The organism is Pseudomonas sp. FJ2-5-13 (genome assembly GCF_029201605.1).
Taxonomy (GTDB): domain Bacteria; phylum Pseudomonadota; class Gammaproteobacteria; order Pseudomonadales; family Pseudomonadaceae; genus Aquipseudomonas; species Aquipseudomonas lactis.
In genome coordinates this window covers 2,070,745-2,086,064 of record NZ_CP104045.1, presented here as the reverse complement: position 1 = coordinate 2,086,064, position 15,320 = coordinate 2,070,745, and the positions used below count along the sequence as shown (strand labels likewise).

General features: G+C 60.5%; 16 protein-coding genes. 13 read left to right on the top strand and 3 right to left on the bottom strand.

What is annotated here, in order from left to right; genetic code table 11:
- Positions 1–3: 3 nt before the first annotated feature.
- A complete protein-coding gene (locus tag N2A98_RS09435; RefSeq protein WP_275623311.1) occupies positions 4–1,371 on the bottom strand; it encodes an ATP-grasp domain-containing protein in 1,368 nt (455 codons plus the stop codon).
- The gene (locus N2A98_RS09430; protein WP_275623310.1) at positions 1,368–2,525 is read right to left on the bottom strand and encodes a radical SAM protein; all 1,158 of its coding nucleotides are present in this window, start codon (positions 2,523–2,525) and stop codon (positions 1,368–1,370) included. Before N2A98_RS09430 ends, N2A98_RS09435 begins: the two co-directional genes overlap by 4 nt.
- 733 nt (positions 2,526–3,258) lie before the next feature.
- On the opposite strand from N2A98_RS09430, the gene N2A98_RS09425 reads away from it, so the two are divergent.
- The 8 genes from N2A98_RS09425 to N2A98_RS09390 are packed head-to-tail and all read left to right on the top strand — an operon-like array spanning position 3,259 to position 9,403.
- Positions 3,259–4,461, top strand: coding sequence for a PepSY domain-containing protein (locus N2A98_RS09425; protein ID WP_044267925.1), 1,203 nt, complete (start codon positions 3,259–3,261; stop codon positions 4,459–4,461).
- Positions 4,458–4,994 carry a hypothetical protein gene (locus tag N2A98_RS09420; protein WP_019817260.1) on the top strand — a complete coding sequence of 179 codons (537 nt, stop codon included), beginning with the start codon at positions 4,458–4,460 and terminating at the stop codon, positions 4,992–4,994. Before N2A98_RS09425 ends, N2A98_RS09420 begins: the two co-directional genes overlap by 4 nt.
- A complete protein-coding gene (locus N2A98_RS09415) occupies positions 4,991–5,314 on the top strand; it encodes a hypothetical protein (protein WP_014717808.1) in 324 nt (107 codons plus the stop codon). Before N2A98_RS09420 ends, N2A98_RS09415 begins: the two co-directional genes overlap by 4 nt.
- Entirely contained in the window at positions 5,311–5,871 is a 561-nt protein-coding gene (locus N2A98_RS09410) for a DUF6162 family protein (protein ID WP_044267921.1), read from the top strand. The genes N2A98_RS09415 and N2A98_RS09410 overlap by 4 nt, the downstream gene beginning before the upstream one ends.
- A gap of 19 nt (positions 5,872–5,890) precedes the next feature.
- Positions 5,891–6,811: a metal ABC transporter substrate-binding protein gene (locus N2A98_RS09405; RefSeq protein ID WP_275623309.1), complete on the top strand. Its 921-nt coding sequence runs from the start codon at positions 5,891–5,893 to the stop codon at positions 6,809–6,811.
- On the top strand, positions 6,808–7,554 hold the full coding sequence (locus N2A98_RS09400) for a metal ABC transporter ATP-binding protein (RefSeq protein WP_044267917.1): 747 nt from the start codon (positions 6,808–6,810) through the stop codon (positions 7,552–7,554). Before N2A98_RS09405 ends, N2A98_RS09400 begins: the two co-directional genes overlap by 4 nt.
- Positions 7,551–8,450 carry a metal ABC transporter permease gene (locus N2A98_RS09395; protein ID WP_003190154.1) on the top strand — a complete coding sequence of 300 codons (900 nt, stop codon included), beginning with the start codon at positions 7,551–7,553 and terminating at the stop codon, positions 8,448–8,450. The genes N2A98_RS09400 and N2A98_RS09395 overlap by 4 nt, the downstream gene beginning before the upstream one ends.
- Positions 8,450–9,403 (top strand): zinc ABC transporter substrate-binding protein, encoded by a 954-nt coding sequence (locus tag N2A98_RS09390; protein WP_275623308.1) that lies wholly within the window; start codon positions 8,450–8,452, stop codon positions 9,401–9,403. Before N2A98_RS09395 ends, N2A98_RS09390 begins: the two co-directional genes overlap by 1 nt.
- Before the next feature lie 161 nt (positions 9,404–9,564).
- Here the strand turns inward: N2A98_RS09390 and N2A98_RS09385 are convergent, their stop codons facing one another.
- On the bottom strand, positions 9,565–10,278 hold the full coding sequence (locus N2A98_RS09385; protein ID WP_003190151.1) for a UTRA domain-containing protein: 714 nt from the start codon (positions 10,276–10,278) through the stop codon (positions 9,565–9,567).
- Positions 10,279–10,629: 351 nt separating this feature from the next.
- On the opposite strand from N2A98_RS09385, the gene N2A98_RS09380 reads away from it, so the two are divergent.
- The 5 genes from N2A98_RS09380 (at position 10,630) to N2A98_RS09360 (ending at position 15,308) form a co-directional block, all read left to right on the top strand.
- A complete protein-coding gene (locus N2A98_RS09380) occupies positions 10,630–11,706 on the top strand; it encodes an ABC transporter substrate-binding protein (RefSeq protein WP_003190150.1) in 1,077 nt (358 codons plus the stop codon).
- Positions 11,707–11,886: 180 nt separating this feature from the next.
- On the top strand, positions 11,887–12,693 hold the full coding sequence (locus tag N2A98_RS09375; protein ID WP_275623307.1) for an alkaline phosphatase family protein: 807 nt from the start codon (positions 11,887–11,889) through the stop codon (positions 12,691–12,693).
- On the top strand, positions 12,690–13,535 hold the full coding sequence (locus N2A98_RS09370) for an ABC transporter permease subunit (protein WP_032892563.1): 846 nt from the start codon (positions 12,690–12,692) through the stop codon (positions 13,533–13,535). The genes N2A98_RS09375 and N2A98_RS09370 overlap by 4 nt, the downstream gene beginning before the upstream one ends.
- Positions 13,522–14,322 (top strand): ABC transporter permease, encoded by an 801-nt coding sequence (locus N2A98_RS09365; protein ID WP_020301071.1) that lies wholly within the window; start codon positions 13,522–13,524, stop codon positions 14,320–14,322. Before N2A98_RS09370 ends, N2A98_RS09365 begins: the two co-directional genes overlap by 14 nt.
- On the top strand, positions 14,319–15,308 hold the full coding sequence (locus N2A98_RS09360; protein WP_044267908.1) for an ABC transporter ATP-binding protein: 990 nt from the start codon (positions 14,319–14,321) through the stop codon (positions 15,306–15,308). The genes N2A98_RS09365 and N2A98_RS09360 overlap by 4 nt, the downstream gene beginning before the upstream one ends.
- Positions 15,309–15,320: the final 12 nt, after the last annotated feature.

Genomic DNA, 15,320 nt, shown 5'->3' with positions numbered 1-15,320 from the left:
TCGCTATCCTGCAACCGGTGGATCGATGAGGATGCGCAGGTGTTGCTGCAACGCATCGTGCAAGGCATGGGCGTCGGCGGCATTGCCAACCTGGGCCCAGCATTTGAGCAAATAATGCTCCTCGATATCCGCGTCAATGTAGTGGCCGGGATCCTGCGGGGCATATTCCAGCACCGAGCGGTGTTGATCCAGGAACTGCAGGCCGTCAATGCCCCTGAAAACGCCACTGTGCTGCGGATAAATCGCCAGCATCGCGTAGTGTTGCTCCGCATCGGCAACCTTATGTGCGCCGGCCTCCACCTGTGCATTGATGCCCTTTTCACCCAACAACAATCCCATGTACAACTGATAAGGATCGATACCGGCCAAGTCGCGGAACGCCGAGTTCACATACAGTCCGCCCAGGCGCGGGTTGATCTCGATGACCACCGGCCCTGCGTCCGTCATGCGAAACTCGAAATGCACCACGGCATTGGTCAGGCCCACCGCGTGCAGGCAGTCCACCGCGTACTGGCGGATCTGCTCGCACTGGGCCTGGTTGAACGACGTCGGCGGGGAAATCAGCAGGTTCTCAAGGACCGTGCCGCTGCGCTCGGTCAGCAGCAGTTTTTCATTGATCAGCAGCGGATGGACGCGCTCGCCGACAATCACACATTCCACACTGCCTTCGATGCCAGGAATATAACCTTCCAGCAGAATGCTGCGCCCTGGCAGGTATTCACGCCGCTGCCCATCCTCAAGCGGCAGGGCGTGCACACAGCCGTAGAAATCCGCATACGCGGCGACGCCATGATCACTCACGAAATGCCGATAGTGACTGCGTAGCTCCTCCCAGCTCGAGCATTTTTTGATAAACGCCGAAGCCCCTCCAAAGGGCGGTTTGGCGATCAGTGGATAACCCACGCGCTCGGCGCCTTGCTGGAGTTCCTGTTCGTTGTTGCACAGCGTGAACGGTACCGAACGCAACTCATGCTGCTTCAACACGCGGCGCATCAAGAACTTGTTATTGCACGCGGCAATCGCCTCTGGGTGGCTGTAGACCAAGCCCAACCGCTGACACGCCCGCGCAACGATGCAGCCCACCTCCCCTTGTGCGGACGGGTGCCCGGCCTGGCAGAAAATCCCCCGCACCTGATAACGCCCGTCCAACTGTCCGACCAACTCCAGGATGGAATGCTCACTGAGCGTTTCGAGCAGGAACACCTCAGCACTGTCGTCCTTGAGTCGTTGCAGGTGCTTGTGCCCGGCCACGGCGGCCGTCAAACACGCCAAGCCGTGGGCGCGGGCCACCGTGAAATGCGGCTCCCGGTAGCGGTAACGAGCGCAAGCGCTGTCATCTACATCAATAAACAGAATCGCATCCTGTTTCATACCGCATCCTGCCAGCTGCACCATTGGCCCTCCCAGTTGCGAAAACGGTAAGTCCGCTGCCCATCGCGGACTTCAAAATGCGGTAAGTCTTCAGGTTTTTCAAAGTCCAACAACGGCACGGTGAACTTGCCTTGCGCATGAGGTAGTACATATTCGGGCAGGGCAATATTCGATACGCGGCGTTTGAGCCGATCCATGATGGCGATGGCTTGGCTGATCGACGCCTTATACTCTGAAGCACCGGGTGAAAACGGCATGAAGTGATATAAGTAATATGGCTTTACGCCCAGACGATAAAGATTGATGAATAGTTTATGCAACGTCGCTTCATCATCATTCACGCCACGCAACAGCGGCATGTTAGAAAATACAATCGGTACCACGCCCTGAATCCGTTTAACCGCGACGGTAAAATAAGCACTGAGCTCAAGCGGGTGGCAGACATGCACACCAAATGCATTGACCTGGTACTTCTCCAGCATCGCCACCAACTCATCAGTCACGCGAAACGGGTTAAAACTCAAGGCCCGCGAATGAATGCGTATCAGCAGATCATCACGAATGCCGCGCAATGCGGCCAGCATCTCCTCAAGCTTGCGGTCGGCCAACATCAGTGGGTCACCGCCGCTGAGAATCACCTCTTCAATCGCCGGGTTCCCGCGGATGTATTCCACCGAATCCTTGAACGAGTCGGTGTTGGCGTTAGCTTTATCGGTGCCCACCTGCAGCGTGCGCAGCGCCTCGAAACAAAACTGGCAATAGGCATTGCAGGTGTTGGTGGTGCGCAGGATCACGCGGTTGTCGTACTTGTGCTGGCAGATGGGCGTCTTCATCTCATGATTGAGTTCCCAGTTTTCGGAACTGCCGTCGTAGTCGCCCTGCACCTGTTCGCTCCAATACGGTACTACCTGGCGCCACAGGGGGTGGTCCATCACCTCTGCGGTGGTGAGTGAACGCTTGATCAAATCAATATAGTAAGGCGTGATCTGCATCTTGCGATCTTGCAAGTTGTGCTCGATATGCGCCGTTGTGGCCTCGTCCCATCCACCGCAGGCATTGCGCAGTGCAGGTTCATCGCGGATGGCATTCTTCTGCTGCCAACGCCAGTCTTGCCATTGGACTGAACGATGCATGGCTTGATCAAAAATCGACATGAGTTTGAACTCTCTGTTAAGGCATAGGGACGCGTACTTTTCCAGCGCAGGAAAAGTATTATTCGCAGCAATGACAATCGACGGCAGGCGACAGACCACGATCAAGTAACTAACTTGATCACCGGCACCAGAGAGATATAACAGTTCACCACGTGATGGCGTGAGTAAACGACTAGCACGGTCATGCGATTAACTTCCTTTTTATAAAATTCCGACTTCCAAGTCCGCACTCACTAAAGCCGATGCCCGCCAATGTGTCAATACAATAACCTTGTAATCCCTCTGGAGTTAACCTGTACCCGCACCAACCCCCCTAATGACAAGGGGTGTTTTCATTCAAGCCAAGCTATTTGAAAAACAAATAACACTGAAAGCAACTGTAGAGAGCGTTATTTCTACTTATATAACTACGTAGCCGCACTTCAGCTGAGCCAGGGGTTGGCCGCGAGGGAGTGGCGCTCAACTGCATGGCTGCTGACGATGTCACACAGCGGCATGGAGGTCAGGCCCGGCCTAACGCAAGCCGCTGAACGCCTGCGGCTGGTGTATTGCGTGTTCGATCAGCGCTTAAATGCGGCCTGCATGTGACCCTGAAACATTTTCTTTCATATGCGCCTTAGGGATTTCTCATTCTCATTCGTCTTAATTTAGATACAGCCCGTCGCGTCAGCAAAAGCTACGACTGGCCTTTTCCGGGCCTCTATCGCCCCCTCCGATCAAGACCCCCATTCATATGTCGAAGAAGTCACGCTCCAAACTCTGGTTTCTCGTCCATAGCTGGCTGGCATTGCCCATCTGGTTCTTTGTACTGATCGTCTGCGTCACCGGCACCCTGGCCGTGGTGAGCCAGGAAATCGTGTGGCTGGCCAACCCGGATATCCGCGCCAGCAAGCCGTCGGATGATGCCCAGCCGCTGAGCTTTGACCAGGTGATCGCGGCCATAAAGCGCGATGAACCCAAGGCTATCGTCCAGTCCATCATTCGCCCGGATGAGTCACACTTCGCGCTAAGCGTCGGCCTCAGCTACCCGGATGGGCGCTCCGTGGAGGTGTACGCCAACCCTTATACCGGCGCGATCCAGGGCATCAGCCCCTCATTCAATTTCCAGCAATTCACCCGCGCCCTGCACGGTTGGTGGCTGGTGCCGTTCACCAATGGGTACAGCTGGGGCTGGTACCTGGTGTCTGCGTTGGGCTTGCCGCTGCTGGCTTCGCTGGTCACCGGGCTGGTGGTGTACAAGCGCTTCTGGAAAGGCTTCCTGCGCCCTACCCTGCGCATCCGCCACGGCGCGCGGATCTTCTGGGGCGACTTTCACCGCCTGAGCGGCATCTGGTCGATCTGGTTTATCGCAGTCATTTCAATCACCGGCACCTGGTTCCTGATCGAGGCTGTCCTGGGTGATAACCAGATATCCATTTCCAGCGAACCCATCGTGCCAGTGATTGCGCGGGAGAAGGTGCCGCTGTCGGCACCGGGCGTACCGGCACCGATGATCCCCATCGACAAGGCGATCGACATCGCCGCCGAGCGAATCCCCGGCCTGGACGCCAGCTTTGTGTTTATGCCAAGCAATGCCTACAGCCACCTGCAGATCGGCGGGCGTGGCTGGTACCCGTTAATGTTCCAGACCGCACAACTGAACCCCTATGACGGTGAAATCGCAGTCTCGAACCTGTTGTCCGACCGTACCCCACTGGAATTCGTCACCGAGTCGATGCGCCCACTGCACACCGGTGACTTTGGCGGTTTGTGGATCAAGCTGATCTGGGCGTTCTTCGGCCTGGTGCTGAGCATGATGGTATTGAGCGGCCTGCTGATCTGGACCAAGCGCACTGCCCTGGCCACCCTCAACGCCCTCAAGCGCGAGGCCAAGACGCAACGTCAAACCGCGCCCATCCCGGCCATGCACGCCGAAACCTCGGAGGCCCAGCGATGAGCAAGGTCGCGACCGTACCGCCGTCCCCGCTGCGCGCCTTTTGGCTGAAATGGCGTTTCCATATCAACATCCTGCTGTTGCTGGTGCCGTTGGGGTTCATGCCAAAGTACTTTGCCGATGCCGCACTGTTTCGTGGGGATACCGGCATCGGCGAGCGGGTAGCTGGCCAAGTGCAGGTCGGCCCCTGGAGCCTGACCCTCGCCGAGTTCCGCAACGAAGGCCCGAGCCCGAACCCGGCTGGCCCGATGAAGTTCTTCAACGCTGCCCTGTGTGACACCTGTGCCGAGCAGGTCAAGGCCACTTACCTGCGTATCGGCAAACCCCGCAGCCTGCGCGCCGCCGGAGTGATCTTCTTCGGCACGCCGTACCGCATGGGCGCCGCCCTGCCAATCCCCGAACGCACCCCGGCGGACGCCGAAATATGGGTGACCATGGAAGGCTGGGACGGCAGCATGCACCAGGGTTCCATCCCGCTGAGCCAGGCCTCGCCTGCCACCATTGCCTGGCTGAACAAGCAAGGAGTCAAACCATGACGTTCAAGCGCCTCACCCGCGCCGCGCTGTTGCTGTGCGCCGGCCTGAGTACCACCGCCTTTGCCCACAACCCGATGTGCGAATGCAAGGAAATCCCCGGCGAGCAGATCCAGTGCAAAGGGGGTTTCTCCGACGGCAGTGGCGCCCCCGGCGTAACCCTGGATGTGATCGGCTACGACGAAACCATCCTGGTGCCGGGCAAGCTCGGCGAGGATTCGACCCTGACCTTCAAGAAGCCCGCCGCCGAGTTCTACGTGCTGTTTGATGCCGGCCCCGGCCACGTGGTGGAAATCGACCAAGCGGATATCCCGTCGCAATGAGTACCACACAGGTTGTACGCCCCGCCGGCGCGGGCCACGAAACGCTTTTTGTGCTGCTGTTGTGCCTGATCATCCTCGCGGTGGCGGGCACGGTCGTGGCGCTGCACGGGGAAACCCAGGAAGTCGCGGCGGTGCCAAGCCACCAGTTGGACGCCCGCCGCGACCTGAGCGCGGCCGAGCAAGGCATCTACGCCGACCTGCGGGTGACCCTGGATGAAATCCACCTGTTGCAGCAGGAGCACAGCGCCCTGCCGACGCCTGAGCAACTGGCCGAAGAAGGCTTCGCGCCGTTTGCCCAGGACGCCAGTTCGGTCAGCCGTGGTGGCCATCGCTGGCAGTTGCTGGCACCCGCCGCCTACCTGGGTTTGAGCCAGGCGCCGGCTACCAGCGGTTCGCTGCTGATGCGCGTGCAAGGCAGCGAGCCGGATATCTGGCTCAACCGCAGCGCCAACCTTGCCGCCCCGTCCGACCTCACTGACCAGGCGCTGATCGCGGCCGGCTGGCAGCAGGTGGTCGCGCAATTCGATGCCGGCGTCACCCGCCAGCACCGTCACTGAACGAGAAGACCGATTGCCCATGTCTATGTCATCCCCCCTGTTGCGCCTGTTGCTGGTTGGCCTGTTCGGCCTGCTGCTCGCCCCCCTTGCCAATGCCGAGGCGTCCAAGCGCCTGCGTATCGGCATTACCTTGCACCCCTATTACAGCTATGTAGCCAATATCGTGGGCGACAAGGCCGAAGTGGTGCCGCTGATTCCCGCCGGTTTCAACCCCCACGCCTACGAGCCGCGCGCCGAAGACATCAAGCGCATCGGCACCCTGGATGTGATCGTGCTCAACGGCGTCGGCCATGACGACTTCGCCGACCGCATGATCGCCACCAGCGAGCGCCCGGACATCAAGGTGATCGAAGCCAACGCCAACGTGCCGCTGCTCGCCGCCACCGGTAACGCCGCGCGCGGTGCGGGCAAGGTGGTCAACCCGCACACCTTCCTGTCGATCAGCGCGTCGATTGCCCAGGTCAATAACATTGCCCGTGAGTTGGGCAAGCTTGACCCGGACAACGCCAAAACCTACACCCAGAACGCCCGCGCCTATGGCAAGCGCCTGCGCCAGATGCGTGCCGACGCCCTGGCCAAGCTGACCAGCGCGCCCAACCCGGACCTGCGCGTCGCCACCGTGCACGCGGCCTATGACTACCTATTGCGCGAGTTTGGCCTGGAAGTCACCGCCGTGGTCGAGCCGGCCCACGGTATCGAGCCAAGCCCCAGCCAGCTGAAAAAGACCATCGATGAATTGCGCGCCCTGGATGTGAAAGTGATCTTCTCGGAGATGGATTTCCCGTCCACCTACGTCGATACCATCCAGCGTGAATCTGGGGTCAAGCTGTACCCGCTGTCGCATATTTCCTACGGCGAATACAGCGCCGAGAAGTACGAAGTGGAGATGACCGGCAACCTCAACACCGTGGTACGGGCGATTCAGGAGGCGGGAGCATGACCGCGGCGCAGCAACTGAACGCCGTCAGCGTCGGCCCCACCCTGGACTTTGACCAGGTCTCGCTGACCCTGGGGCGCACCGTGATCCTCGACGGCGTGAGTTTTCAGGTACAGCCGGGCAGCATCCATGCGCTGGTTGGCCCCAATGGCGGCGGCAAAAGCTCGCTGATCAAAACCCTGCTAGGGCAAACGCCGCACCAGGGGCGTTTGAGCCTGGAATGGCCAACCACACCCGGCACCATCGGTTACGTGCCCCAGGCGCTGGAATTTGACCGGGGCCTGCCGATGACCGTGGACGATTTCATGGCTGCCATGTGCCAGCGTCGCCCGGCATTCCTGGGCCTTTCCAGGCATTACGCAGCAGCGATTGGCGATGCCCTCGAGCGCGTTGGCATGCAAGACAAGCGCAAGCGCCGCATGGGTGCGTTGTCGGGCGGTGAGCGCCAGCGCGTACTGCTCGCCCAGGGGCTGATTCCGGCGCCGCATTTGCTGGTGCTGGATGAGCCGATGTCGGCCCTCGACGAGGCGGGTATCCAAGTGTTCGAACGGCTGCTGAACGACTGGCGCCTGGCCGGGATTACGGTGCTGTGGATCGAGCACGACCTGGAGGCCGTGGGCCGCCTGGCGGATCGCGTCACCGGTCTGAACCGCCGCGTGCTGTTCGACGCCACACCCAAAGAGGCGCTGACCCCGGACCGCCTGCTCACTCTGTTCTCCACCCACCCTCGGAGCCCGGCGCCATGAGTTATGAAGCCTTTCGCTTGATGGTCCAGGGCTGGGCCTCTTCCGGTTACCTGCCCGAAGCCCTGGCCTATGGGTTTGTGGTCAACGCCCTACTCGCCGGCCTGTTGATCGGCCCGGTACTCGGCGGCCTGGGTACGCTGGTGGTGGTCAAACGCTTTGCGTTTTTCTCCGAAGCGGTCGGCCATGCCGCGCTGACCGGCGTGGCCGTGGGCATCCTGCTGGGCGAACCCTATACCGGGCCCTATGGCAGCCTGTTTGGCTACTGCCTACTGTTCGGCATCCTGCTCAATTACCTGCGTAACCGCACCGGCCTGGCCCCCGATACCTTGATCGGCGTGTTCCTGTCGGTGTCCCTGGCACTGGGGGCAAGCCTGCTGCTGATCCTGGCCGGCAAGATCAACGTGCACATTCTCGAGAACGTGCTGTTTGGCTCGGTGCTGACGGTCAACGGCAACGACCTGCTGGTGCTGGCCATTGTCGGCTCGCTGGTGATGGCCCTGGCATTGCCGCTGTACAACCGCATCATGCTGGCCAGTTTCAACCCGCAATTGGCGGCAGTGCGTGGGGTGGCGGTGAAAAGCCTGGATTACCTGTTCGTGATCCTGGTGACCCTGATCACCGTGGCCGCGGTCAAGGTCATCGGGGCAATCCTGGTCGGTGCCCTGCTGGTGATTCCTGCCGCTGCGGCGCGCCTGTTGAGCCAGTCACTCAAAGGGTTTTTCTGGATCTCGGTGCTGATCGCTACCGTCAGCACCCTGTGCGGCATCCTGCTGCCGATCATCTTCGACCTGCCCATCCCCTCCGGCGCCGCCATCATTCTGGTTGCCGGTATCGCCTTCGCCTTCGCCGCCATCGCCCGTGGCGTTGTGCCCAGCCTCAAAGGGAATCTTGGATAATGCGCCCTGTCTTTCGCCCACTGGCCCTGGCCATCGCTTGCTTGATGAGTACGTCGGCGCTGGCCGTCGACGGTTTCGACGCCAAAGACTTCAAAGTCAACCAGGGCCTCGGTCACGCAGCCCTGACCAAGACCAAGCAACCGGTCAAGGTGCTGGCCTCGCTGCCGATTACCTATGGTCTTGCCGAAGCGCTGCTCAAAGGCACCGACGTGCAGCTTGAACGCGCCGCGCCGGCCAATTTACCCGGCTCGCGGCAGGTGTCCTACTTCACCGGCCGCGGTGCTGCGACATTGAACACGTTGGCGTTGGACGCCGACGCGGCCATCGGCCTGCGCTCGCTGTGGGCCGATGACCCGCTGTACCCGGTGGCGCGGCGCAGCAATATCCGCATCGTCGAAGTCGATGCCGCACGCCCGGTGGACGGTGGCTTGCCGGGTATCGCAGTACAACCGGGGGTCACCGATGGCTTGAACAGCCAACCCTGGCAATCGAGCAACAATATGGGGCGCATGGCCGACGTAATGGCCGCCGACCTGAGCCGCCTGGCCCCGGCAGCCAAACCCAGGATCGACGCCAACCTGGCCGCGCTCAAACAGCGTTTGCTCAAGCTCACCGCCGACAGCGAAGCGCGATTGGCCAAGGCCGACAACCTGAGTGTGGTCAGCTTGAGCGATCACTTCGCGTACCTGGTCAGCAGCCTGAACCTAGAAGTGCTCAGCACCGATGCACGCGCCGATGCCGAGTGGACGCCTGAGGCGCTGCAAAAACTCAGCAGCGCGTTGAAGGACAACGATGTGGCGGTGGTGCTGCATCACCGTCAACCCAGTGATGCGGTCAAAGCTGCCGTCACTGCCGGCGGCTCCAGACTGTTGGTATTGAATGTGGACGGTGCCGACCCGGTGACGGAGTTGGAAACCAATGTGGACCAAGTGATCAAGGCACTTACGCCCTGAAGCCCATCGATCGGGCATGCCTGGCTCGGTTCCACTGTGGGAGCGGGCTTGCTCGCGAATGCAATGTACCAGCCGCTGCATTAGGTGACTGTCCCACCGCATTCGCGAGCAAGCCCGCTCCCACATAGGGCCTGCGTTGTGTCATTCAGTCCGAGGCGGCGCTACACCACATCCACCCCCACATGAATCGCATCATGCCGCCAGAACTCCAGGTCACAGTCGATCAGGCGTTGATGCTGGTCGTAATTGACCCGGGCGATGCGCAAGCCCGGGCTGCCTACCGAGACGCGCAGCGCAGCGGCCGCTTCCACCGGCAGTGAGGTCGGCACAATCTCGAAACGCACCCGCCCGTAGTGCAAGTCATATTTGCTGGCATACAACTCAGTCATCGACTGATTCAAATCACACGCCAGGATCCCCGGAAAATACTGCGGGTTCAGGTAGTGCTCCACATACAACACCAAGCGCCCGTCAATCCTGCGGCCCCGGCAAATCTGGATCACGCTCGACAACGCCGGCAATTGCAACCAAGCGCACACCGCCGCAGACGCCGGTTGCAAGCGTGCGGAAATGACCTGCGTGGAAGCCTCACGCCCCTGGTCGCTGACCATGGCGTGAAAGTGGCTGCGCTGCATCAGGTTATAGGCCAGCCGTGGCGGCGAGACGAACCAGCCCCGACGCTCTTCGCGGTAGATCTGCCCTTGGGCTTCCAGTTGTAACAAGGCTTCCCGCACCGTAATCCGAGTGGTACCAAACAACTCGCTGAGCTTGCGTTCGGCGGGCAGTTTGCTGGCAGGCGGCAACAGGCCATGGTCGATCTGCTCTTGCAGCGCCAGGCCGATGGAAGTTACCGCCTTGATTGCCTCATCACGCATCAACGTTACCTATCTGGACTAGACCAGCACCGTTCAGGTGCACAAAACGCGCTCTATCTGGGCTTTTGCTGCTGTGTGCCAGCCTAGGCACTCCAGATGACCGACAGATGACAAAGGCTGTCGACTGCCTCTACCACACCCTGCAATACATCGGCCAAGTCCAGGTGCTGCGGGCCCTTGAGCATGGTCTACGCTAAGTCGGAGCTGAGCGACATCAGCGCTTCAAAAACGACATCGACATGAAACTGTCATCCATGGGGCCTAGATTGGCTCAGGTATTGCTGACCTAGACCAAACCACCGCTAACGTTCAGATAAAACGCCGCGTTGAAAACGCCCAAAGGAGCTTCGGATGAAACAGCTTTTCCTGGCATCACTGTTAGGCTCGACCATTGCCATGTGCACCGCCGCCATGGCTGCTGATACCGATCTAAAAACCTTGGAAGCCGCCGCCAAAGCGGAAGGCGCCGTCAACAGCGTCGGCATGCCCGATGACTGGGCCAACTGGAAAGGCACCTGGGAAGACCTGGCCAAGACCTACGGCCTCAAGCACATCGACACCGACATGAGCTCGGCCCAGGAAATCGCCAAGTTCAAAGCCGAAAAAGACAACGCCAGCGCCGATATCGGTGACGTGGGCGCGGCCTTCGGCCCGATCGCGGTGAAGCAGGAAGTGACTCAGCCGTACAAGCCGTCCACCTGGGCCCAGGTGCCGGATTGGGCGAAAGACAAGGACGGTCACTGGGCCTTGGCCTACACAGGTACCATTGCCTTTATCGTCAACAAAAAGCTGCTGCACGGCTCCGAAGTGCCTACCACCTGGGCTGACCTGCAAACCGGTAAATACAAGGTATCGGTGGGTGACGTGAGCACCGCCGCCCAGGCTTCGAACGCAGTACTCGCCGCGGCCATCGCCAACAAGGGCGACGAGAAAAACATCGCGCCGGGCCTGCAATTCTTCACCAAGATTGCCCAGCAAGGTCGCCTCTCGCTGTCCAACCCGACCATCGCCACCATGGAAAAAGGCGAAGTCGAAGTGGGCCTCGTCTGGGACTTCAACGGCCTGAGCTACAAGGCCAAGATGGCCAACCCGGATGACTACGTGGTGTTGATCCCCTCGGATGGCTCGGTTAAATCCGGCTACACCACCATCATCAACAAATACGCCAAGCACCCGAACGCCGCCAAGCTCACCCGCGAATACATCTTCAGCGATGCCGGCCAGCTCAACCTGGCGCGCGGCAATGCGCGTCCGATCCGCGCTGAAACCGACTTGAAACTGCCGGCAGACGTTGCCAAGAACCTGATCCCGGGCGAGCAGTACACCAAGGCCAACCCGCAGCCGATCAAGGATGCCGATGCCTGGGAAGCGACGTCCAAGAAGCTGCCACAAATGTGGAACGAGCAGGTCATCGTAGAAATGAAGTAAGGGTTTACCCCACATTGGAGATCCAGTGGAGATCCAATGTGGGAGCGGGCTTGCTCGCGAATGCGGTGAGCCAGTGACTTATAGACTGAATGAGCTACCGCATTCGCGAGCAAGCGCGCTCCCACAGTTTTGCCCTGTTCCTCCAGTTAAATTGGTTCAACCCTCTGTTGCGGAGCCCCCATGAAGCACAATGTCATCCTTGTGGTGCTCGACGGCCTCAACTTCGAGGTCGCCCGGCACGCCATGGGGCACTTGCAGGCCTATGTCGGCGCAGGACGCGCAGACCTCTACACACTGGAATGTGAACTGCCTGCCCTGTCCCGCCCGTTGTATGAATGCATCCTCACCGGCGTGCCGCCGATTCAAAGCGGTATCGTGCACAACAACGTCTCGCGCCTGTCCAACCAGCGCAGCATTTTCCATTACGCCACCGACGCAGGCTTGAGCACCGCGGCGGCGGCTTACCACTGGGTCAGCGAGCTGTATAACCGCACGCCCTTTCTAGTTGCCCGCGATCGTCACACCGACGACAAGGCGCTGGCGATCCAGCACGGGCATTTCTACTGGAATGACCACTACCCCGATTCCCACCTGTTCGCCGATGCGGAAAGCCTGCGGCTCAAGCACGCGCCAAACTTTTTGCTGGTGCACCCGATGAACATCGATGACGCCGGCCACAAGCACGGCCTCGACACCGCGCAATACCGCAACAGCGCGCGCTCGGCGGACATCATCCTGGCCGACTACCTGCAAGGCTGGCTCGATGCCGGCTACCAGGTACTGGTCACCGCCGACCACGGCATGAACAACGACCGCTCCCACAATGGCCTGTTGCGCGAAGAACGGGAAGTGCCGCTGTTTGTCCTGGGTGACGCCTTCAGCCTGGACACTGACGCTGCGCCGAAACAGACCGACCTGTGCGGCACGGTCTGCGAACTGCTGGGCGTGCCCCACGACAAACCTGTGTGCCGGGAGTTGCTCAAGTGAATGCATTGACCCGCGGCAAATGGCTGGCCCTGCTATGCCTGCTGCCCTTCGCACTGTTCTTTATCGTGTTCGAAATCGCGCCGCTGGTGTGGGTGTTGATCAGCAGCCTGCAAACCGAAGAGGCCGGCTGGAGCCTGGAAAACTTCACCCGCATTTTCAGTTCGAAGTTCTACCGACAGGCGATCCAGTTCAGCCTGGAGATCAGTTTCTACTCCAGCATCTTCGGCATCATCATCGCCACCCTGGGCAGCTATTCACTGCGCCGAGTGGATTCGCCGCTGCGCAACTTTGTCACCGCGTTCGCCAACATGACCAGCAACTTCGCCGGCGTACCCCTGGCCTTCGCGTTCATCATCCTGCTGGGGTTCAACGGCAGCATCACCCTCATGCTCAAGCAGGCCGGGATCATAGAAGACTTCAACCTGTACTCGAAGACCGGCTTGATCATCCTGTATACCTACTTCCAGATTCCCCTCGGCGTGCTGCTGCTCTACCCGGCCTTTGACGCATTGCGCGAAGACTGGCGCGAGTCGGCCGCCCTGCTCGGTGCGAATGGCTGGCAGTTCTGGCGGCATATCGGCCTGCCGGTGCTCACCCCGGCCCTGCTCGGTACCTTTGTGATCCTGTTGGCCAACGCCCTCGGCGCCTACGCCACGGTCTATGCGCTCACCACCGGTAACTTCAACGTGCTGCCGATTCGCATTGCCGGGCTGGTCTCCGGCGATGTATCGCTGGACCCGAACATGGCCAGCGCCCTGGCCGTGGTGCTGGTGGCGCTGATGACCGTGGTCACGGTGGTGCATCAATTGCTGCTCAAGAGGAGCTACCATGTCTCGCGCTGAAGCCGGCTCGGCCTCCCTCTACCACCGGGTGGTGGTGTACCTGTTGTTCCTGATTCTGGTGCTGCCTTTGGTAGGCACCTTTGTCTACTCGATTTCCAGCAGTTGGTCGGCAACCATCCTGCCCGCCGGTTTCAGCGTGAAATGGTATGTACAGCTGTGGAGCGACCCGCGCTTTCTGATGGCCTTCGGGCAATCGTTGCTGGTGTGCGTGGGCGCACTGATCCTTTCAGTGGTGTTGATTTTGCCGCTGCTGTTCGTGGTGCACTACCACTTTCCCAAGCTCGACGCGTTGATGAACATCCTGATCCTGCTGCCCTTTGCGGTGCCGCCGGTGGTGTCCTCGGTAGGTCTGCTGCAACTCTACGGTTCCGGGCCGCTGGCAATGGTGGGTACGCCGTGGATTCTGATCGGCTGTTACTTCACCGTCGCGCTGCCGTTCATGTACCGTGCGATCACCAATAACCTGCAGGCCATCAACCTGCGCGACCTGATGGACGCCTCGCAACTGCTCGGCGCCAGTACCTGGCAGGCCGCGATCCTGGTGGTGCTGCCCAACCTGCGCAAGGGCCTGATGGTGGCGCTGCTGCTGTCGTTCTCGTTCCTGTTCGGTGAGTTCGTGTTCGCCAACATCCTCGTCGGCACCCGCTACGAAACCCTGCAGGTGTACCTCAACAACATGCGCAACAGCAGCGGCCATTTCACCAGTGCCGTGGTGATCTCCTATTTCTTCTTTGTGCTGGTGCTCACCTGGGCCGCCACGCTCTTGAACAAGGACAAAAGCCAATGAGCTTCGTCAGCGTCCAACACCTTCAAAAAGGCTACACCGGCACACCGGTGTTCAGCGATATCAATTGCGAGATCGCCAAGGGCGAGTTCGTCACCCTGCTCGGCCCGTCCGGTTGCGGCAAATCCACCCTGCTGCGCTGCATCGCCGGGCTTACCCCGGTGGACAGTGGCCAAATCCTCCTGGATGGCCAGGACATCGTGCCCCTGAGCCCGCAGAAACGCCAGATCGGCATGGTGTTCCAGAGCTACGCGCTGTTCCCCAACATGACCGTAGAGCAGAACGTCGCCTTCGGCCTGCGCATGCAGAAGGTCAACGCCGACGACAGCCACAAGCGCGTGCAAGAAGTGCTGCAACTGGTGGAGCTCAAGGACCTGGCCGGCCGCTATCCGCACCAGATGTCCGGTGGCCAGTGCCAGCGCGTCGCCCTCGCCCGCTCCCTGGTGACCCGCCCGCGCCTGCTGTTGCTGGATGAGCCGCTGTCTGCGCTGGATGCACGGATTCGCAAGCATTTGCGCGAACAGATCCGCCAGATCCAGCGCGAACTGGGGTTGACCACGATCTTCGTGACCCACGACCAGGAAGAAGCCCTGACCATGTCCGACCGCATCTTCTTGATGAACCAGGGCAAGATCGTGCAGAGCGGCGATGCCGAAACCCTCTATACCGCGCCGGTGGATGCGTTCGCTGCCGGGTTTATCGGCAACTACAACCTGCTCGATGCGGACAAGGCCACCCAACTGCTGCAACGGCCGATCAGCGGGCGCATCGCGATTCGCCCCGAGGCCATCGAGTTGAGCCGCAGCGGCGAGCTCGACGCGCTGGTGCGTAGCCACAGCCTGCTGGGTAACGTGATTCGCTACCGCATCGAAGCCCGTGGCGTCGAGCTGGTGGTGGATGTGCTCAATCGTTCGGCCGACGACCTGCACCCGGATGGCCAGCGCCTGGCACTTTCCATCGACCCCAGCGCACTGTGTGCAGTAGCCTGACAGGCAGCGACC